The sequence below is a fragment of the Burkholderia sp. AU30198 genome (assembly GCF_020419825.1).
Classification (GTDB): domain Bacteria; phylum Pseudomonadota; class Gammaproteobacteria; order Burkholderiales; family Burkholderiaceae; genus Burkholderia.
The window spans coordinates 971,102-990,009 of record NZ_JAIZSA010000001.1; the positions used below are offsets into that span (position 1 = coordinate 971,102).

The window sequence follows — 18,908 nt, forward strand, 5'->3', positions numbered from 1 at the left end:
CGGCCCACCTTCCGCGCACGCGTTGCGCATCACTGAAAGGGCACGCCGCCGCGCGTCACCCGCACGGCGTTTGCTTACCGACTCCCCGCGTCGTCCTGCTTCTTCTGCAACTGCGGCGGCAACCGCCAGTTACCGCTACGCCGCAACCCGTCGACGAACTTCGTGCGCTCGTCCGGCGTCAGCGTTGCCGCGAAATCGACGACGCTGCGCTCGACCTGCGCACGCAGCGCGGTATCGGCCGCACGCGTACGGTCGAGCGCAGCGTCGACCGCCGCGCGATCGAGTTGCGGCGCGGCGAGCAGATCGAGCACGGTGATCCGGCCGTCGCGCCCTTCCCGCGCGAAATCGCGGCCGTCCTTGCGCGCCGCCTTCAGTGCCGCGGCGAATTCCTGCTGACGCATGTCCGGCAATTCGTCCGCGGCGAAACGCAATGCGGTGCGCGACGCCGGTGCGCCCGCGGCCCGCAGGTCGCGATGCGTCGAGAACCACTGATACGCGCCGCCGCCGATCGCGCCGAGCATGAATACGTTCAGCACGACCGAACCGACGAGGATGAATTTCCAGCCACGCTCACTCATTCATCACTCCAGTCCACGCTCGGCCCACCGAACGTCGTTGTCAGGTAGCCGGGCTCGTGTGAAGGCGGCACGCTGCCGAGCATCAGCATCGACACGGCCACCGCGCCCGCGAGCGCGCCGGCCAGGCCCACGCCCGCGAATGCCGCGCCCGACCACCACACCGCGCCTCGCCGCCGCGCGCGGCGCGGTGCGGGCGCCGTCGCGACGATGCGCTCGACGAGCGCCGGCGCGGGCGCGGCGACCGTATCGTTGGCGAGCCACGCATCGAGTTCGGCGGCATCGTCCAGCGCCGCCAATGCGTCGCCCGGATGCGCACGCGCCCAGGCCTCGGCGGCCGCGCGCTCGCCGTCCGGCCAGCGCCGCGCATCCGAGCCATACGCGGCGACGATGGTACGAAATCGTTCGGGTGTCATCGGATGTCCTCGCTAGGTGAATCGCCGGCCAGTTGCGCGCGCAAGTTTCGCCGTGCGCGCGCGAGCAGGCTTTCCAGCGCGTCGACGGTAATGCCCATCAGGTTGGCCGCCTCCACGTTCGACATTTCCTGATAGTACTGGAGCACGAGCGCTTCGCGTTGCCGCGCCGGCAACGCCGCGAGCGCCTGCCGCACGCGCGCGTCGCGCGAGCGGGTCTCCGCCCGGGTGGCCGGCTCCGGTTGCGGATCGGGCACGTCGGGCAACACGTCGACCGGTTCCTCGCGGCGGCCGCGCAGGCGGTCGTAGCACAGATTCAGCACGACGCGATGCAGCCACGTGTCGAACCGCGCCTCGCCTTCGCGCCAGCCCGGCGCCTGTTTCCAGATCCGCAAGAACGTCTCCTGGGCGACATCCTCGGCTTCAGTGCGGTCGCCGAGCATGCGCGTCGCAAGCGCGAGCAGCCGCGGCAGCTTGCGCGCGACGAGCGTGCGCACGGCCGACGCGTCGCGCGCGCCGACCCGTGCCACCAGTGCCGCGTCCGGATCGCCGTCGCTCAACGCGGGGCGCTCCAGCGCATCGCGCGTCTGTGCCGCGGCGCGATCGTCGATGCGCCCGCCGGCAGACTGAAGTTCATCGTCGTGCTCTCCTTGCATGCGCCGCGCCATTACCCGGCCCCGCCACACTGGCGGTTCGGAATCGCCGCACGCGTCGCGCACGGCCTCGGCAAGATCCGTTTCATCGGCATCCGTTTCAGGCCGCATGGCGAGCGTGTCGATCGGGTGCCGGCCGCCCGGGCGCGTGCGCGTGAGCGGCGGCCGGCGCGCTCAATATACGACGACCGGCGCGGGCCGGTAATAGGCCGGGCGCGCCGGCACGACGACACAGCCGGCCAGCACGATGGCTGCGGCCGCCAGGATCACCACGGTTCGAAAAGGCATGGCTGCGACTCATGACGTTGCGGGCAAAAGCCGCCGGGCCGGCACCGCGTGCCGTGCGGCGGCATGCACATCAGGCCCAGTGCCCCGGAACCCAGCGCCACGCCGGGCCGCGCGCGACCCAGTGGCCCGGCACCCAGTGATAGCCGACGCGAACCACTTGCCAGTGGCCTGGAATCCACACGTAGCGGCCCTGCCGCCACTGCCAGTGGCCCTGGTCCCACGCGTAGCCCGCGCGCTGCGCCGGCATCACTTCGACGCGAGGCGGCGGCGGCGCGTATGGCGCGACGATGACGGCCTGCGCGAAGGCGGCGGACGCAGCCAGCGCGGCCACACCTGCCGCGGCAAACCGCAACGGGATGGAAAGCTTCATGAAAGACTCCGAAGTAACGGGTATCGACCGGAAGCGGCCGTTCATGCGTTAAACGGCGCGGCCGAACAGAATCCGTCGCGATGTCGGCAAAAAAATTTCGGTCGAACCCGACGCGCGTCGGCGCGGGCCGGATGGCGCGGTGCGCACGCCTGGGCATGTGCCGACGCTTGCGCGGGGTTGCCGTGCTGTCACAACCCGGCAAAACTGCCCTTCGACAATGTTCGGCACCGGGATCCCGCTCGTTTCCGGCCCACGCCCCGGCCACGCTTGCGCACGGCCTGGCGGTTCCACATCTCGCGTCTCCACCAACGAAAACACCGACCATGTCGAACCAGGACAACTCCCCGATCCAGCCGAACGAGCCGGCCGCGTCCGTGTCGCGTCGCGGCTTCCTGAAACTCGCCGGCGTGTCCGGCCTCGCCACCGCCGCCGGCGGTCTCGCGGCAACCAGGGCCGCCGCGTCAAACCCGGACGGCACGCCCGAACAGGTCCACCTGACGTGGGGCAACGACCCGACGTCGGAAGTCGTGATCTCGTGGGCATCGCTCGCATCGGCCGTCAATCCGCGCGCGCGCATCGTCGCCGACGGCGAACCGCCGCGCACCGTACACGGTGTCCAGCGCCTGTACACCGACGGCCTGAACGGCGAGACCGTGTTCGCGTACCACGCGCGCGTGCACGGGCTGAAACCGAATACGCGCTACCGCTACGAGATCACGGCCGACAACGACAGCAACGCCGCGCAGCCGTTCTCCGCGAATTTCTCGACCGCGCCGCGCGGCCGCGCACCGTTCCGCTTCACGAGCTACGGCGATCTCGCGACGCCGAACGGCGCATGGGTGCTGTCGTCGCCGCAGAGCCGCTTCGCGGTGCAGGCCGTCGAGCAGTTCCAGCCGCTGTTCCACCTGCTGAACGGCGACCTCTGCTACGCGAACCTGAACCCCGCGCACCAACCCGAGGTGTGGCGCGATTTCGGCAACAACAACCAGACGTCGGCCGCCAATCGTCCGTGGATGCCGTGCCCCGGCAATCACGAGATCGAGTTCAACAACGGCCCGCAGGGGCTCGACTCGTATCTCGCGCGCTATACGCTGCCGGAGAACGGCACGCGCTTCCAGGGCCGCTGGTACAGCTTCCGCGTGAGCTCGGTGCTGTTCGTGTCGCTCGACGCCGACGACGTCGTGTACCAGGACGCCGCCGCGTTCGTCGGCGGCCCCGCGCCGCTCGTGCCGGCCGCGAGCACGGGCCGCCCGCCGATCGAGCCCGGCACGTCGCTCTACGTGCGCGGCTACAGCAACGGCGAGCAGACACGCTGGCTCGAACACACGCTGCGTCATGCCGCGCATGACGACGACATCGACTGGATCGTCGTGCAGATGCACCAGGACGCGCTCAGTTCGTCGAAGACGGGCAACGGCTCCGACAAGGGCATCCGCGAAGCCTGGCTGCCGCTGTTCGACCGCTACGGCGTCGATCTCGTGCTGTGCGGCCACGATCATGACTACGAGCGCAGCTACCCGGTGCGCGGCTGCAATCACCGTGCGGGCGTCGATGCGACGACCGGCGAAGTCGTCGAGACGCTGCAGCCGCGTCCGGTCGCCTCGAACGACCCGGATCGCACGAAGTTCGACACGAGCCACGGCACGATCCACCTGATCCTCGGTGGCGGCGGCACCAGCGCACCGCTCGACGTGTATGGCGAGAACCCGTCGACCGGCTTTGCACGCGCGAAAGTGTTCACGAAGCCGAACCGGCCGGTGCCGGGCACGGCGCCGAATACGTTCGTGCGCGCGCCGGCCGATGCGCTCGAGGATGCGATCTGGTCCGCGCGGCGCGATACCGGTACCGGCTACGGGATCGCCGTGTTCGACCACGACCCGGGCAAACCGGGCGGGCACACGACGATCACGATGCGCTACTACCACGCGCCGGGCGCCGACCAGCACCCGACCGCCGACTACGAGCTGTTCGAGACGATCGAACTGAGCAAGAAGCGCAACGAACGCTGATCGCGCGGGTGCCCGTTGCGACGGGCGCCCGATGCTTCCCGCGCCCGGCCCGTTGCGTGCGCAACGTTACGGCGCGATCAGGATGCCGCGGTTCGCGAAATAGCGGTCGAACGTCGCGCGCGGCATCGCCACACTCTGCTGCGTGTGCACGTCGAACCCGGACGGGTTGTGGAACAGCCAGTCGCCGGTGTCGCGGTTCGCGCCGAACACGAGCACCATATGGCCGCCGCGCGACGGCGGCTCGAACCCGTCGTGCCGGATGCCGGGATGAACCGACGCCATCAGCATGTGGCCGTCATGCAGCTTCGGTTCGAGCGCGGCCGAATCGATCCCTTCCACGACGTCGCCGTCGATCCCGTACCGCTCGCGCACCCAGTGCACGAAAGGCCGGTAATGCAGGCGCTTGCCGGTATCGCCGAGTTCGGGCCGGTAGACGCCGAACCCGATGGCTTCGCGTACCAGTTCGAGCAACGGCACGATCGTGTTCGAACGGTGCGCGAGCAGCATCTTCAGGCACGCGATGCCGCAGATGCTCGGACTCCACTGCGCATATTCTTCCGGCGTGCTCGCGCCGGAGCGATGCCACAACGGGTCGTCCTCCGAGCGCAGTTCGCGGGTTACGAACCGCGACACCAGGTGCGACGACTCCCATTGCGAGAAATACGGCACTTCTTTCATGGCTTCCCTCTCTGAAAGCGCGATATGGGTGGCTGGCTACATCAGCGAGAACGTGATCTTCTCCTTCATGCGAACCGGGCGCGCGCCTTCGTCGGCGGTACAGTGAATACGCACGAACGCCGCAGTCACCACGGCGTCGAGTTCCGCATGCCCGCTGCTCTCCAGCAGCGTCACGTCCGACACAGTGCCGTCCGGCAGCACGACGCCGCCGACCGTCACCTCCCCGCTCTGCCCTGCATGACGCGCGCTGGCCGGGTACGGCACGTCGCGGGAATCGATCCGGGTGCAGCGCGCAACTTCGGATGCATAGCGGTAGGACGCGTCGGCACGCGCGACGCCAGAAAGCGCGGCGAAGGCGGCGGCTGAAATGACGAGCCTTGAGCGATTCAACATGGATCTTCTGGTTGGTCTTATGGGATTCGATGCATGCGACGACGGCTGCGTGACTATACCGCGATGGCGCGCAGGCACCTCTCGCACGCCCGTTGCGGGGCATTGTGCGACGACGCGCGTTAGACTGCCTGCCTCGCCCACCGGTCCATGAAGATGAGTTTCGAATACCGCATCCACACGATCCCGTCGGCCGACGCATTCGATGCAATCGCGAACGCGTTGCGGCAGGCGCATGGCGACATCGACATCGATCCCGACCGACGACAGCTTGAAGTCCGTGGCGACGCCGACGGCTGGCCGCTGGTCAACCTGTGGACCGAAGACGACGGCTTCTTCCTGGCCACGACACTTGGGCGGTCGCGATACGCGATGCTCGACTCGATCGGCCACGCGTTGACGGCAATCGGCGCGGCTTGGCACATCGACGACGCATGACCGGCTGCCGTTTCGCCAGCTCGCCCGAATCGTCCGCACACGCCCGGCCGCCCCCCGGCCAACGCCCGCCATTCGGCCCTCCCGGCTTCGTCCCTTTAAGCTACGCATGTCCGGGCACGCCAACCCGCGCCCGCCTCGCCCGCGCGACGAGTTAAGGTGTAAACCCTTATTTTTGCTTGGTCTATTCTCAACCTAAACTGTGTCTACAGTTTGTAGACAATGAAATCATGTCCAGACAGAAGCTTCAGACCGCCGCACCGGATGCCGAATCCGGCGGTTCGGCGGATCGCAAGAACGTAATGGCGGAGACCCTGCGGCGACGCATCGTGAGCATGGAGCTCGCGCCCGGCGCCGTGGTCGACGAGCTCGCGCTCAGCGAGGAGTTCGGGCTCTCGCGCCCGCCGGTGCGCGAACTGATGCGCCAGATGGCGGCGGAAGGCTATCTCGAACTCGAGCCGAACCGGCCGGCCCGCGTGTCGCCGATGGGTTATCAGTCGCTGCGCAGCTTTTTCCTGGCCGCCCCGCTGATCTATGTCGCGACGACCCAGCTGGCGGCAAGCCACGCGACGGCGGAAGAAGTGGAACGGCTGAAGACGATCCAGGCGCGGTTTCGCACCGCGATCGAGGAGAACGACCTGCAGGCGCGCGTGCTGCAGAACGACGCGTTCCACTTCGAGATCGGCCGGATCGCGCGCAACGCCTACCTGATGCCGAGCCTGCGCCGCGTGCTGATCGATCACGCCCGCCTCGGCAAGATTTTCTATCGCTCGCCGGCGACGAGCGACATGCAGCAGGATCTGGAAACCGCAGTAAAGCAGCACGACGAGATCATCGAAGCGATTGCGCAGCGCGACGCGCAGCGCGCCGGCGAGCTGGTCCGCAGCCACATGGAGCTGTCGCGACGCCGTATGGCCGAGTACGTGATCCCGGAAGGCCTCGACGTACCCATCCAGTTTTAACGGCCGCACCAGACGGCGCACGCTTTCACGTGCGCCGCCTTCTCACGCCATCGATCAGGACTCTTTACCGATATTGGATTTAGGCATGCTTAATGTCACATCGCTTCCAGCCGACGACAAGATGTGCGGCTGGTACCACACCAGCCGGCAGCGTCAGCCCCGGCCATCGCACCGCGGGGAATCCAGCGCGCGCTGGGCCGTCGTCGGCGCGGGTTTCACCGGCCTGGCCGCCGCGCGGCAGCTCGCACTGAATTTTCCGGATGACGAGATCGTCCTGGTCGACGCACAGGAAGTCGGCTTCGGCACCTCCGGGCGCAACGCCGGTTTCGCGATCGACCTGCCGCACGACATCGGTGCCGACGACTACATCGGCGACATCCCCACCGCCCGGACGACGCTGAAGCTGAACGTGCTCGGCCAGACGATCCTGCGCCGCCTCGTCGCCGAACACGGTATCGACTGCGCGCTGAGCGCGTCCGGGAAATACCAGGCAGCCGTGGAACCGCGCGGCATCGCCGTGCTCGACGCATACCGCCGCGGTCTCGACAAGCTCGGCCAGCCGTACGAGATGATCGAGGGCAAGGATCTGCCTGCGCATATCGGCACGTCGTTCTACCGGAAGGCACTGTTCACGCCGGGCACCGTGCTGATCCAGCCGTCGGCGCTCGTGAAGGGTCTGGCCGACTGCCTGCCGCCGAACGTGACGCTGTACGAGCACACGCCGATCACCGACGTCGAGTACGGCGACAGGATCGTGCTCGCGCACCGCCACGGCCGGATCACGGTCGACAAGCTGGTGCTCGCGAACAACGCGTTCGGCATGCGCTTCGGCTTCCTGCAGCACACGATGCTGCCGGTCTTCCTGTATGCGAGCCTGACACGGCCGCTGACCGGTGCCGAACAGGCGCAACTGGGCGGCAAGCCGTTCTGGGGCGTGATCCCGGCAGACCCGTTCGGCAGCACGCTGCGTCGCACGCACGACAACCGCATCCTGGTGCGCAACAGCTTCAGCTTCAACCCCGACGGCCGCCCGCGCGAAAAATACCTGCCGCGTTTCGCCGACCGGCACCGGCTGTCATTCGAGCGCCGCTTCCCGATGCTGCCGGGCGTCGAGTTCGAGTACACGTGGAGCGGTTCGCTGGCGCTGTCGCAGAACCACAAGGGATTCTTCGGGCAGCTTGCGCCGAACGTCTACGGCGCGCTGTGCTGCAACGGCCTCGGCATCACGCGCGGCACCGTGACGGGCACGCTGCTCGCCGACTGGCTGGCCGGCAAGCGCAGCGAGCTGGTCGACTTCCTGCTGCAAACATCAGGACCGAACCGCACCCCGCCGGAGCCGTTTCTGTCGATCGGCGTCAACTCGACGCTCTGGTGGGGGCAACGCAAGGCGGGACTCGAGAGCTGACCGGGCCGCGACGAGCGTAACCCCGCCAGGAAGCACCCTAACAACGACATCGATTCATGCATCACGCTTAGTAGACCATATCAATAGATCGCGCAACGGTATTCCGTGCGCCATTTCATGGAAGGAGACAGGCAATGTCAACGAATCACATGTCCATCGAGGATGTTCCGCTCAATGGATTCCACCAATTGCTCACGGTCCGCTCGGGCGGCGGCTGGCTCATGGACGGCTACGTGCTGAGCATCATCGGCGTCGCGATGGTGCAGTTTTCCGACGCGCTCGGCCTGACCGGCTTCTGGCAAGGCATGGTCGCCGCGTCCGCGCTGATCGGCATCTTCTTCGGCGGCTTCATCGGCGGCTGGCTGAGCGACCGTCTCGGGCGGCAGAAGCCCTACTTCTTCGGCCCGGTGATCTTCTTCGTCTGCTCGCTCGCGCAGCTCTGGGTCCAGTCGGGCGAAGCGCTGTTCGTGCTGCGCTTCCTGATCGGCATCGGCGTGGGCATCGAATACCCGGTCGCCGGCTCGCTGCTCGTCGAGTTCATGCCGCGCAAGTATCGCGGGCCGCGCCTCGCGATGCTGACGATCATCTGGTTCTTCGGCGCCGCGCTCGCGTACATCGTCGGCAACATCATCCTTGGCAGCGGTGGCCCCGATGCGTGGCGCTGGGTGCTGGCCAGCCCGGCCGTGATCGGTCTTGCGCTGTTCGTCGTGCGCATCGGCACGCCCGAATCGCCGCGCTGGCTGCTCAGCAAGGGCCGTGTGGCGGAAGCGGACAACGTGATCCGGAAAGTCTACGGCCCGTCGTTCTCGGTGAAGAACCTGCCGGAAGAACAAACCGGAAAGAAAATCTCGCTGTGGGCGCTGCTGCATTCCGGCTACGGCAAACGGATGCTGTTCGTATCGGTGTTCTGGAGCTGCTCCGTGATTCCCGTGTTCGCCGTCTACTCGTTCGCGCCGCGCGTGCTCGAAGCGCTGCACCTAACCGGCAAGTGGGAATCGTTCGGCTCCGTCGCGATCACGTTGCTGTTCGTGGTCGGCTGCATCATCGCGACGTGGATCATCAACGAACTCGGCCGCCGCGCGATGGTGATCCACAGCTTCCTGTGGTCGGGCCTGGCACTGCTGGCCCTCGGCGCCTGCTCCGGTGGCTCGGCGGTGCTGATCCTCGTGCTGTTCGGTGCGTATGCGGTGCTGATCGGTGGTGCGCAGGTGCTGCAGCTCGTCTACCCGAATGAAATCTTCCCGACCGACATCCGCGCGTTCGCGGTCGGCATGGGCGCATCGCTGTCACGCATCGGCGCGGCTGTCGGCACCTGGCTCGTGCCGATCGCGCTGCAGACCGTCGGCATCGGCAACACCATGTACGCGGCGGCGGCCGTCTCGTTCGTCGGGCTGATCGCATCGCTCGCGCTGGCGCCCGAGACGCGCTCGCTCAGCCTGCAGGAAGCCGCATCACTCAATCACTGATACCCGTTACCGGTGCGCCGTCACGACGGCGCACCTTTCGTCAACCCGAAAGTTTCCATTTCCGCGGAAGAACACCATGAATTTCGAAGGCATCTACACCCCGGCCATCACGCCCCTGAACGCCGCCGGCCAGATCGACAAGACCGCATTCGCCGAAGTGATCGAATCGCTGATCGCGGCGGGCGTGCACGGCATCATCATCGGCGGCTCGACCGGCGAATACTATGCGCACACCGCGCAGGAACGCCTTGACCTCGGCGCCTGGGCGCGTGAAGTGATCGGCTCGCGCGTGCCGCTCGTGATCGGCACCGGCGCGGTGCGCACCGAGGATTCCGTCGAATACGCGAAGGCGGCCAAGGCCGTGCGCGCCGACGCGATCCTGGTCGGCTCGCCGCCCTACGCGCTGCCCACGCAGCAGGAAAACGCGGCGCACGCGCTGGAGATCGATCGCGCGGCCGGCCTGCCGATCATGCTGTACAACTACCCGGGCCGGATGAGCGTATCGATGGACCGCGAATTCTTCCGCACCGTCTGCGACGCGTCGAAGAACATCGTCGCGATCAAGGAAAGCTCGGGCCAGACGGGCCAGTTGCACATGCTGGTACGCGAGTTCCCGACCATCAGCGTGTCGTGCGGCTGGGACGACCAGGCGCTCGAGTTCTTCGCGTGGGGCGCGCGCAGCTGGGTATGCGCGGGCTCGAACTTCCTGCCGACCGAGCATATCGCGCTGTACCAGGCGTGCGCGATCGAGAAGGACTTCGACAAGGGCCGCCGGATCATGTCCGCGATGATGCCGCTGATGGATTTCCTCGAAGGCGGCAAGTTCGTCCAGTCGATCAAGTACGGTTGCGAACTTGCGGGGCTGCGCGCGGGCGGCGTGCGCGCACCGCTGCGCGGGCTCGACGAACAGGAAAAGCAGGCGCTGGCCGCGATCGTGGCCGGCATCAAGCGTGAAGTCGCCGCCGTCACCGGAGGCAAAGCCTGATGACCGACCTGCTCAGCGCGTCCGAATACGCGGAGCTTGCCGCGCAATTGCGGTTTCCGGCCGGGCCGTTCATCGACGGCGCCTTCCGCAAGGCCAGCTCCGGCGACACGTTCGCGACCGTCAATCCGGCCACCGATGCCGTCCTCGCACAGATTGGCGCATGCAACGCGGCCGACGTCGACCTCGCGGTCGCCAATGCAAGGCAGGCGTTCGAGGACGGTCGCTGGCGCAAGCTTGCGCCGTCGCACCGCAAGGCCGTCCTGCTGAAGTTTGCCGATCTGCTCGAGCAGCACGCGCACGAACTCGCGACGATGGAAAGCCTCGACAGCGGCAAGCCGATCCGCGAATGCCAGAACACCGACGTGCCGGAGACGATTCATACGATCCGCTGGCACGCCGAGCTGATCGACAAGATCTACGACAACACCGCGCCCGTCGGCGGCAACGCGCTGGCGCTGGTCGTGCGCGAGCCGATCGGCGTCGTCGGGCTCGTGCTGCCGTGGAATTTCCCGCTGCTGATGCTCGCGTGGAAGATCGGCCCGTCGCTCGCGGCCGGCTGCTCGATCGTGGTCAAGCCGGCCAAGGAAACCACGCTCACGGCATTGCGCGTCGCGGAACTCGCGCACGAAGCCGGCGTGCCGGCCGGCGTCTTCAACGTGCTGCCGGGCGGCGGCAAGGAAGTCGGCGAGCCGCTGGGCCGTCACGCGGACGTCGACATGGTGAGCTTCACCGGGTCGACGGATACCGGGCGGAAGTTCCTCAAGTACGCGGCCGAATCCAACCTGAAGCGCATCGTGCTAGAGTGCGGCGGCAAGAATCCGGCGGTCGTGCTGCCCGATGCGCCCGATCTCGACGCGGTCGCGCAGCACGTCGTCAACGGCGCGTTCTGGAACATGGGCGAGAACTGCTCGGCGTCGTCGCGGCTGATCGTCCATGCCGACATCAAGGACGACCTGCTGCGGCGTATCGGCACGCAGATGCGCGAATGGAAGATGGGCAACCCGCTCGACCCGGCGCACCGGATCGGCGCGATGGTCAGCAAGGCCCACTTCGAGAAAGTGCGTTCGTATCTCGAGCAGGCCGGTACGGAGCGCTTGCACGTTGCGTTCGGCGGCCACACCGACGGCGGCATTTTCGTCGAGCCGACCGTCGTGGACGGCGTGAGCCGGCACAGCCGGCTGTTCCGCGAGGAGATCTTCGGCCCGGTCCTGTCGGTGACGACGTTCACGGACATCGGCGAAGCGATCGCGCTGGCCAACGACTCGGTGTACGGGCTCGCCGCTTCGGTCTACACCGGCAGCCTGAACCATGCGATCCGGCTGTCGCGCGAGATCCGCGCGGGCGTCGTGACCGTCAACTGCTTCGGCGAAGGCGACGTGACGACGCCGTTCGGCGGTTACAAGGAGTCCGGGTTCGGTGGCCGTGACAAGTCGGTCTGGGCGCATGACCAGTACACCGAGATCAAGACCATCTGGATCGACGTACCCGTGGACCCCGCGTAAGCGGGCTGCGTGGCATTGCCGGTTGCCGCCGCGCTGCGTGACGGCCGCAACCGGATCATTCCGTCTGCCATTGCGGCACGGGCAGGCGGAACCGAATCACCTGAAACCGAATTTGAATGTTGAAACAGGCAGGAAGCATGAAGCGCAAGAATAAGGCAACGCTCGCCGGGCTCGGCGCGGTGTTGTTGTGGGCCTCCGTCGTCGCCCTCGTTCGCGGGGTGAGCGAAAGCCTCGGCGCGACCGGCGGCGCCGCGATGATCTACACGGTGGCATCCGTGCTTCTGCTGTTTACGATCGGCTTCCCCGATCTGAGCCGATTCCCGAAAAAATATCTGCTCTGGGGCGGGCTGCTGTTCGTCGCCTACGAGCTGTGCCTGTCGCTGTCGATCGGCTATGCAAGCAACGGCCAGCAGGCGATCGAAGTGGCGATGGTCAACTATCTGTGGCCGAGCTTCACGCTGGTCGCGGCGATCGTGTTCAACAAGCAGCGCGCCAACCTGCTGGTCGTGCCGGGCGTCCTGCTGTCGATGCTCGGCATCTGCCGGGTGCTCGGCGGCGACCAGGGCCTCGATCCGGCCGGCATGCTGCACAACGTCGCCGACAATCCGCTGAGCTACGGCCTCGCGTTCTTCGGCGCGCTGATCTGGGCCGGCTATTGCACGGTGACGGCGCGCCTCGCCAACGGCAAGAACGGCGTCACGCCGTTCTTCATGCTGGTGGCCCTCGCGCTCTGGATCAAGTTCGCGGTCGAAGGCGGCGGCGGCATGACGTTCAGCCTGCATGCGGTCATCTACATCGTGCTGGCCGCATCGGCGCTGGGGTTCGGCTACGCGGCCTGGAACACCGGCATCATGCACGGCAACGTGACGGTCATCGTCGGCGCGTCGTACTTCACCCCGGTACTCGCCGCCATGCTCGCCGCGACGCTGCTGCATGCGCCGCTGTCGATCGAATTCTGGCAAGGCGCATCGATGGTTTGCGGCGGGTCGATCCTGTGCTGGCTCGCGACGCGCAGCCGGCGCCGTGAAAAAGCCGCCCCCGTCCGGGTCGGCAACGAAGCGCAGGGCAATTGCCAGGGCTGACGATGTCCGGCGCTGTCGCCGCGCAGCAGATCGAACGCCCCCGGCGGTCCTGCAAACCGCCAGTCACTCGCGCTAGCGCGACTCCAGCGCGATACGCACGGCCAGCCCGGCCAGCACCGTGCCCATCAACCAGCGCTGGACCGACGCCCAGACCGGCCGCCCCGCCAGAAAGCCCGCGATGGCGCCGGCCATGCACGCAATCAGCGCATTCACGCTGACACTCACCGCGATCTGCACGCAACCGAGCGCCAGCGATTGCGCGAGTACGCTGCCGTGCCCCGGTGAAATGAATTGCGGCAGAAGCGACAGGTACATCACCGCGATCTTCGGATTCGCGAGGTTCGTGACGAAGCCCATCGTGAACAGCCTAGCACGGCTGTCGTGCGGCAACTGCCTGACCTGGAACGCCGAGCGGCCGCCCGGCTTCAGCGCCTGCCACGCCAGGTACGCCAGATAAAGCGCGCCGGCAAAGCGCAACGCGTCGTACGCATACGGCACGGCCATCACCAGCGCAGTGATGCCCAGCGCCGCGCACACCATGTAGAAAACGAACCCCAGCGCGACGCCGCCGAGCGACACCAGCCCGGCACGGCGGCCCTGGCAGATCGAGCGCGATACCAGGTAGATCATGTTCGGCCCGGGCGTCAGCACCATGCCGAGCGACACGAGTCCGAAAGCAAGCAAGGTGGGCAAGGCCGGCACGGCAATCTCCTTCGGGGCGAAGCGGTCAGAGGCGAGTTCGAACAATGTATTGCATCTCGGCCGCCGTCGTCATGAATAAACTGCAAGCCGCTCATGAGCGCTGTTCATCGCACCGGCCGCACGCTACCTGCCCTTTTTCGCGCGCGTGTGGAGCGCCTTCCCTGCCTTCGCGCGTTGCGCGTCGACGAGCCGCACGAACTCATCCGCAACCGCATTGCCGGCCGTATTCCACGACAACCGGACCGACCGATGCAGCTTCGGCGACAGCGCCAGCACGCGGCCGCCGAATGGCGTGTACGTGAGCGTGATGCGTGGCACGATCGACACGCCCATGCCGGCTTCCGCCATCGACAGGATGGTGCGCATCTCGACCACGTTGAACGCGGCCCGCAGCGGTGTTTCGCTGCGCGCGAAGTAATCCGCGATCACCGGCCCGCATCCTGCCTTCGAGAAAATGAACGGAGCCGTGGACAAGTGTTTTGCCGACACGCTCTTGCGGTTGGCGAACATGCCGTCCGCCGCCACCGCGACAAAGTCCTCGTCGAGCAGCGGCAGATTGTGCGCGAACGTCTTCGTGCCGGCCACCACGCCGACATCGGCCGTCCCGTCGTCGATCCACCCTTCGACTTCGCTGTCCGTGCCTTCGAGCAGCACCGCCGACACGCCCTGGTGCATCTCCTTCAACGCCTCGAGCGCAGGCACGACGAACGCCAGCGACACGCTCGGCAGCGACGCGACCACCAGCTTCCCTTCGAGCTTGCCGCGCGACAGGCTGAACTGCTGGCGCAGCAGCTGCGCTTCGCGCACCACGTTCTGGATGGACGGCCACAGGCGTTCGCCCGCCGCCGTCAGGACGACCGGCTGCCGGTCGCGCCACAGCAGCTTGACCTCCGTGATGTCTTCCAGCTCGGTCAGCGCATGACTGATCGCAGATTGACTGCGGCTCAACCGGTCGGCCGCGGCCGTGAGCGAGCCGAGTTCGACCACGGCCGCCAGGGCCTGCAACTGGGCAAGCGTCATCGGGTCTCCTTGTTCCGGGATATGTCCATCGTGCATGATGCGGCAAGCTGTAGTGAATTATATTGAACCGCGGACACAACCGGGCCGGCGATACCGGTGGCGCGCCGCGGCCAGCGTCGAATGTCCGACGCGCCGCTCAGGTAAGATGCATCCTCGAACCGCGTGTCGATTGCCTGCGGCCCCGGCCGCACAACGGCGCGGCGCCGTGCGATCGACGTCCGGTTCGAGCCCAACCAGAACAAACGCGTGCAACCTGCGCGCGACCGCAACAGGCTCCGTCGGCAGCGCTCGCTGCCGGATATGCCGCGACATGCCATTCCATGATGCATTTCAATCTGACTGAAGGTGTGCTGGTCTCCAGCCTGCAGGGGCTCAGCGCGTTCGATCTGGCCGGCATCGCCATCGCGCTGCTGTTGGGCGGCATGGCCAAGGGGATCACGGGCATCGGCGTGCCGCTGATCGCGATGCCGATACTCAGCCAGTTCCTGCCGATCCGGCATGCGGTGCTACTGCTGTCGATGCCGATCATCCTCGGCAATATTCCGCAGGCGCTGGAAGGCGGCCAGGTGCTGGCGACGGCACGCAAGATCGCCGCACCGATCGCGGGCACCGTGATCGGCAATATCGTCGGTGTCGCGATCCTGCTGTCGCTCAATCCGGGTCACGCGCAAGCGGCGTCCGGCGCGCTGCTGATCGTGGCCGCGGCGCTGATGCTCGCCGCGCCGAAACTCAACCTGCCGGACGCGTGGCAAAAGCCCGTCGGCTTCGCGCTTGGCTTCGGCGCCGCGCTGATGGAGAGCATCGCGTCGGTTCCGGGCCCGCTGCTCGCCACCTACCTGATTTCGTCCGGCGCGACCGGGCGCGTCTTCACGAAGCAGATCGCGATCATCCTGGTGGTGTCGATCGTCACGCTGATCACGACGTTCAGCGGCACCGCGCACGCGAGCGGCGCCGACCTCGCGATCTCGGCGGCGGCCAGCCTGCCGGCCATTGCCGGCATGTGGCTCGTTCGCCCGCTGCGGGACAAGATGTCGCCGCGCGTTTTCCGGATGGTCGTGCTGCTGTTCGTGCTCGTCGCGGCGTCGCAGATGATCTGGAAATCGGGTGTGTTCCGGCATGGCGGATCGCACGTTACCCAGATGGACAACGCGCACGCGGGCAAGAACTAGGAGATGGCGCAACGCCGTCGATCGCGCATGCGTTCTGAAAGCTGCGAAGCGTAGTATTCGCGGACCCGGCGTATCGCCCCGCCCGACGGCGCGGACGATACGTCACCGACTTTGCCGCTCGCACGCCGATGCCCACATCGGCGCTGCCGCGCTTTCAGAGGCATGAAATGGAAACCTACGTGTTGCTCGGCTGCGGATTTGGCCTCGGCCTGTTGATCGCCATCTGGGGCATCTGGCAGCTCAAGTAACGCTCGCCAGCCCGTCTAAGCGCAAGCCATCCGTATGGAGACGGACGGGAAATTGTAGTTGGCGGCTGCACGCATCGCCCAACTAATTCGCACTCCGACCCACCTGCCCCGCAGTATCACCTACTCGTGCCGGCTTCCGTTCGACAGCAAGCGTGATCGAGCGGCGCCAAAGCGCGCACACTCGGCCTTGAGCCAGTCCGAAAAAGCCGCGGTACGCGGATCGTCGGGATTGCGCGACAGCAGCATGTAGCGCGCCGGCGCACGCACGTGCGTGCCGAAGACATCCACGAGCCGTCCGCTCGCGATCTCGTCATGCACCAGCGCGGCGCGCCCCATCGCGACACCCTGATGGTTCAGCGCGGCCGTGATGGCAAGGCTCGAGAAATTGAACTGCGGGCCGTCGAGATGCGCGGTCCACGCCGGACGGACTGCCTCCAGCCACGTGCGCCACTCCACGAACTCGGGTGCGCCGCCCCACGGAGCGGCGTCGTGCAGCAGCACGACGCCGTCCAGCGATTCCCCGCTCGCCAAGGACGGATGCTGCGCCAGATAGGCGGGCGTGGCGACCGGAAACAGGCATTCGTCGAGAATCGCCTCGGCATGCAGCCGCTCGTATTGCACCGGGTCGTAGCGCACGGCCACATCGATGTCGTCGGTCTCCATGGCCTGGCGATCCAGCACCTGAAACTCGGCCTTCACGCGAACCGGCACGTTCGGTTGTTGCCGGTGAAATTCGGACAGGCGCGGCATCAGCCATTGCAGCGCGAGCGACGGCAGGCAGCTGACCTGCAGCGGGGCATCCGACATGCCAAGCGCCTGAAGCGTGCGATTGATGTCGACGAACGCGCCCGACATCGTCCCGAGCAGGATCCCGCCCTTCTCGGTCAACGTCAGGCCGCGCGCCTGACGCACGAACAGCGGATAGCCCAGCCGGTCCTCCAGGTTCCGGATCTGCTGGCTCACCGCGCTTTGCGTCAGGTTGAACGCCTGCGCCGTCTTCGTGAAGCTCAGCAAGCGGCCGGCCGTTTCAAAGCAGAGCAGCGCACCAAGGAGCGAACCGTCGAGTCGCATAGGTATCAGTCAGGCTAATGGGTTCATTAGAAATCAGCGCTTTTGCGCAGGCTTCCGGAATCGTAGCATTCCAGCCATGTGCCCCGTTTATCCGATGCAGGACCGATCCATGACTATCACGCTTCAACCCGCCGATCTATTAGCCAGACTGCAAGCCCGCCACCCGCTGCTGTGGCTGAATCCCCATGCCGGCAGCCCGCTGCCGCCCGACGCGCCGGCGCTCGACGCGATTGCGATGGCCGAAGCGCGGCTGGCGCGCTGCGAACCGCTGATGGCCGAGCTGTTTCCCGAACTCGCGGCGAGCGCGGGGAAAATCGAGTCGCCGCTGATGCCGGCTGACAGCCTGCAGGACAGGTTGTCGCTTCCGGCAGACGCATACGGCGCGTGGTTCATCAAGCGCGACGACGCGTTGCCGGTCGCCGGCTCGATCAAGGCGCGCGGCGGCTTTCATGAAGTGCTCGCGCTCGCGGAGTCGATCGCGATCGAACACGGGCTGCTCGAACCCGCGGGCGACCGCCGGATCCTCGCATCGGCCGCCGCACGCGAACGGTTTGCCGCGCACACCGTCATCGTCGGCAGCACAGGCAATCTCGGCCTGAGCATCGGCGTGATGGCCGCCGCGCTGGGATTCGAGTCGGTCGTTCACATGTCGACCGACGCGAAACCGTGGAAGAAGGCGCGGCTGAGACAACGCGGCGTTCGCGTGATCGAACATGACGGCGACTACGCGCAAGCCGTCGCGGCCGGACGCGCGCAGGCACGCCATCAGCCGCGCAGCCACTTCGTCGACGACGAAGGCTCGCTGATGCTGTTCCTCGGCTACGCGGCGAGCGCCCGGCCTCTCGCCGCCCAGCTCGCCGCGGCGGGCCGCCGCGTGGACGCGGCGCACCCGCTCTTCGTCCATATTCCGTGTGGCGTCGGCGGCGCACCGGGCGGCATCGCGTATGGTCTCAAGGCGCTGTTCGGCGAACACGTGCATTGCTTCTTTGCCGAACCTGTCGCTTCGCCGTGCATGCTGGTCCAGCTGGCTGCCGGCCCCGGTGCGCCCGTGTCCGTCTACGACGCGGGGCTCGACAACCGGACCGAGGCCGATGGCCTGGCCGTCGCGCAGGCATCGCACCTCGTCAGTCCGCTGATGGCGTCGCTGCTCGCGGGCGTCTTCACCGTCAGCGACGCGCAGCTCTACGCCCAGTTGCTCGCGGTTCTGCACGCGACGGGCGTGGCACTCGAGCCGTCGGCCGCCGCTGCCGTCCGCGGTCCCGGCTGGCTGACGCAGTCCCCGGCCGGCCGCGACTACGTGCATCGCCACGCGATCGACCTGCGCCGGTCGACGCACGTCATCTGGGCGACGGGAGGCTCGCTCGTGCCACCGGAAGAACACCGCCGCTTCCAGTCGCATGCGCAAGCGCTCGCCGCCATCGCACCCGGTGCATGACACGTCGGGGCAAGCGTCCAGCCCCGTTCCCGAAGACGCGTTAGACTGTC

Annotated in this window: 19 protein-coding genes; 10 read left to right on the plus strand and 9 right to left on the minus strand. The window is 67.0% G+C overall.

Annotated elements, in window-relative coordinates:
- Nucleotides 1–74: 74 nt before the first annotated feature.
- From LGN19_RS04235 to LGN19_RS04250, 4 genes are all read right to left on the minus strand, one after another.
- Nucleotides 75–578 carry a periplasmic heavy metal sensor gene (locus LGN19_RS04235; protein ID WP_226213347.1) on the minus strand — a complete coding sequence of 168 codons (504 nt, stop codon included), beginning with the start codon at nucleotides 576–578 and terminating at the stop codon, nucleotides 75–77.
- Nucleotides 575–991, minus strand: coding sequence for a hypothetical protein (locus LGN19_RS04240; protein WP_122947192.1), 417 nt, complete (start codon nucleotides 989–991; stop codon nucleotides 575–577). Before LGN19_RS04240 ends, LGN19_RS04235 begins: the two co-directional genes overlap by 4 nt.
- Complete coding sequence (locus tag LGN19_RS04245) at nucleotides 988–1,752, minus strand: RNA polymerase sigma factor (protein ID WP_226213348.1); 765 nt, start codon at nucleotides 1,750–1,752, stop codon at nucleotides 988–990. Before LGN19_RS04245 ends, LGN19_RS04240 begins: the two co-directional genes overlap by 4 nt.
- Nucleotides 1,753–1,999: 247 nt before the next feature.
- Nucleotides 2,000–2,299: a hypothetical protein gene (locus LGN19_RS04250; RefSeq protein ID WP_226213349.1), complete on the minus strand. Its 300-nt coding sequence runs from the start codon at nucleotides 2,297–2,299 to the stop codon at nucleotides 2,000–2,002.
- A 323-nt stretch (nucleotides 2,300–2,622) separates the two neighbouring features.
- Here LGN19_RS04250 and LGN19_RS04255 point away from each other — a divergent pair, with 323 nt between their 5' ends.
- Nucleotides 2,623–4,308 (plus strand): purple acid phosphatase family protein, encoded by a 1,686-nt coding sequence (locus tag LGN19_RS04255; protein ID WP_226213350.1) that lies wholly within the window; start codon nucleotides 2,623–2,625, stop codon nucleotides 4,306–4,308.
- A gap of 66 nt (nucleotides 4,309–4,374) precedes the next feature.
- On the opposite strand, the gene LGN19_RS04260 is transcribed toward LGN19_RS04255, so the two are convergent.
- Nucleotides 4,375–4,986, minus strand: a complete 612-nt coding sequence (locus tag LGN19_RS04260) for a hypothetical protein (RefSeq protein WP_226213351.1) — start codon at nucleotides 4,984–4,986, stop codon at nucleotides 4,375–4,377.
- Nucleotides 4,987–5,022: 36 nt separating this feature from the next.
- Nucleotides 5,023–5,379, minus strand: a complete 357-nt coding sequence (locus tag LGN19_RS04265; RefSeq protein WP_226213352.1) for an energy transducer TonB — start codon at nucleotides 5,377–5,379, stop codon at nucleotides 5,023–5,025.
- A 147-nt stretch (nucleotides 5,380–5,526) separates the two neighbouring features.
- Between LGN19_RS04265 and LGN19_RS04270 the strand changes: the two genes are divergently transcribed.
- From LGN19_RS04270 to yddG, 7 genes are all read left to right on the plus strand, one after another.
- Nucleotides 5,527–5,814, plus strand: coding sequence for a hypothetical protein (locus tag LGN19_RS04270; RefSeq protein WP_226213353.1), 288 nt, complete (start codon nucleotides 5,527–5,529; stop codon nucleotides 5,812–5,814).
- A 227-nt stretch (nucleotides 5,815–6,041) separates the two neighbouring features.
- The gene (locus LGN19_RS04275; RefSeq protein ID WP_226213354.1) at nucleotides 6,042–6,773 is read left to right on the plus strand and encodes a GntR family transcriptional regulator; all 732 of its coding nucleotides are present in this window, start codon (nucleotides 6,042–6,044) and stop codon (nucleotides 6,771–6,773) included.
- 85 nt (nucleotides 6,774–6,858) lie between these two features.
- Nucleotides 6,859–8,178, plus strand: a complete 1,320-nt coding sequence (locus LGN19_RS04280) for an NAD(P)/FAD-dependent oxidoreductase (protein WP_226213355.1) — start codon at nucleotides 6,859–6,861, stop codon at nucleotides 8,176–8,178.
- Nucleotides 8,179–8,312: 134 nt separating this feature from the next.
- Nucleotides 8,313–9,644: an MFS transporter gene (locus tag LGN19_RS04285; protein ID WP_226213356.1), complete on the plus strand. Its 1,332-nt coding sequence runs from the start codon at nucleotides 8,313–8,315 to the stop codon at nucleotides 9,642–9,644.
- A gap of 76 nt (nucleotides 9,645–9,720) precedes the next feature.
- Nucleotides 9,721–10,629, plus strand: a complete 909-nt coding sequence (locus LGN19_RS04290; RefSeq protein ID WP_226213357.1) for a dihydrodipicolinate synthase family protein — start codon at nucleotides 9,721–9,723, stop codon at nucleotides 10,627–10,629.
- A complete protein-coding gene (locus LGN19_RS04295; RefSeq protein ID WP_226213358.1) occupies nucleotides 10,629–12,131 on the plus strand; it encodes an aldehyde dehydrogenase in 1,503 nt (500 codons plus the stop codon). The genes LGN19_RS04290 and LGN19_RS04295 overlap by 1 nt, the downstream gene beginning before the upstream one ends.
- A gap of 137 nt (nucleotides 12,132–12,268) precedes the next feature.
- Entirely contained in the window at nucleotides 12,269–13,213 is a 945-nt protein-coding gene (yddG, locus tag LGN19_RS04300) for an aromatic amino acid DMT transporter YddG (protein WP_226213359.1), read from the plus strand.
- Nucleotides 13,214–13,285: 72 nt separating this feature from the next.
- On the opposite strand, the gene LGN19_RS04305 is transcribed toward yddG, so the two are convergent.
- A complete protein-coding gene (locus LGN19_RS04305; RefSeq protein WP_122949528.1) occupies nucleotides 13,286–13,915 on the minus strand; it encodes a LysE family translocator in 630 nt (209 codons plus the stop codon).
- A gap of 123 nt (nucleotides 13,916–14,038) precedes the next feature.
- Nucleotides 14,039–14,935, minus strand: coding sequence for a LysR family transcriptional regulator (locus LGN19_RS04310; RefSeq protein WP_226213360.1), 897 nt, complete (start codon nucleotides 14,933–14,935; stop codon nucleotides 14,039–14,041).
- 320 nt (nucleotides 14,936–15,255) lie between these two features.
- Here LGN19_RS04310 and LGN19_RS04315 point away from each other — a divergent pair, with 320 nt between their 5' ends.
- On the plus strand, nucleotides 15,256–16,104 hold the full coding sequence (locus LGN19_RS04315) for a sulfite exporter TauE/SafE family protein (protein WP_174956108.1): 849 nt from the start codon (nucleotides 15,256–15,258) through the stop codon (nucleotides 16,102–16,104).
- Between the two features lie 368 nt (nucleotides 16,105–16,472).
- On the opposite strand, the gene LGN19_RS04320 is transcribed toward LGN19_RS04315, so the two are convergent.
- The gene (locus tag LGN19_RS04320) at nucleotides 16,473–17,429 is read right to left on the minus strand and encodes a LysR substrate-binding domain-containing protein (protein WP_164462835.1); all 957 of its coding nucleotides are present in this window, start codon (nucleotides 17,427–17,429) and stop codon (nucleotides 16,473–16,475) included.
- Between the two features lie 70 nt (nucleotides 17,430–17,499).
- On the opposite strand from LGN19_RS04320, the gene LGN19_RS04325 reads away from it, so the two are divergent.
- Complete coding sequence (locus tag LGN19_RS04325) at nucleotides 17,500–18,858, plus strand: D-serine ammonia-lyase (protein WP_413227184.1); 1,359 nt, start codon at nucleotides 17,500–17,502, stop codon at nucleotides 18,856–18,858.
- Nucleotides 18,859–18,908: the final 50 nt, after the last annotated feature.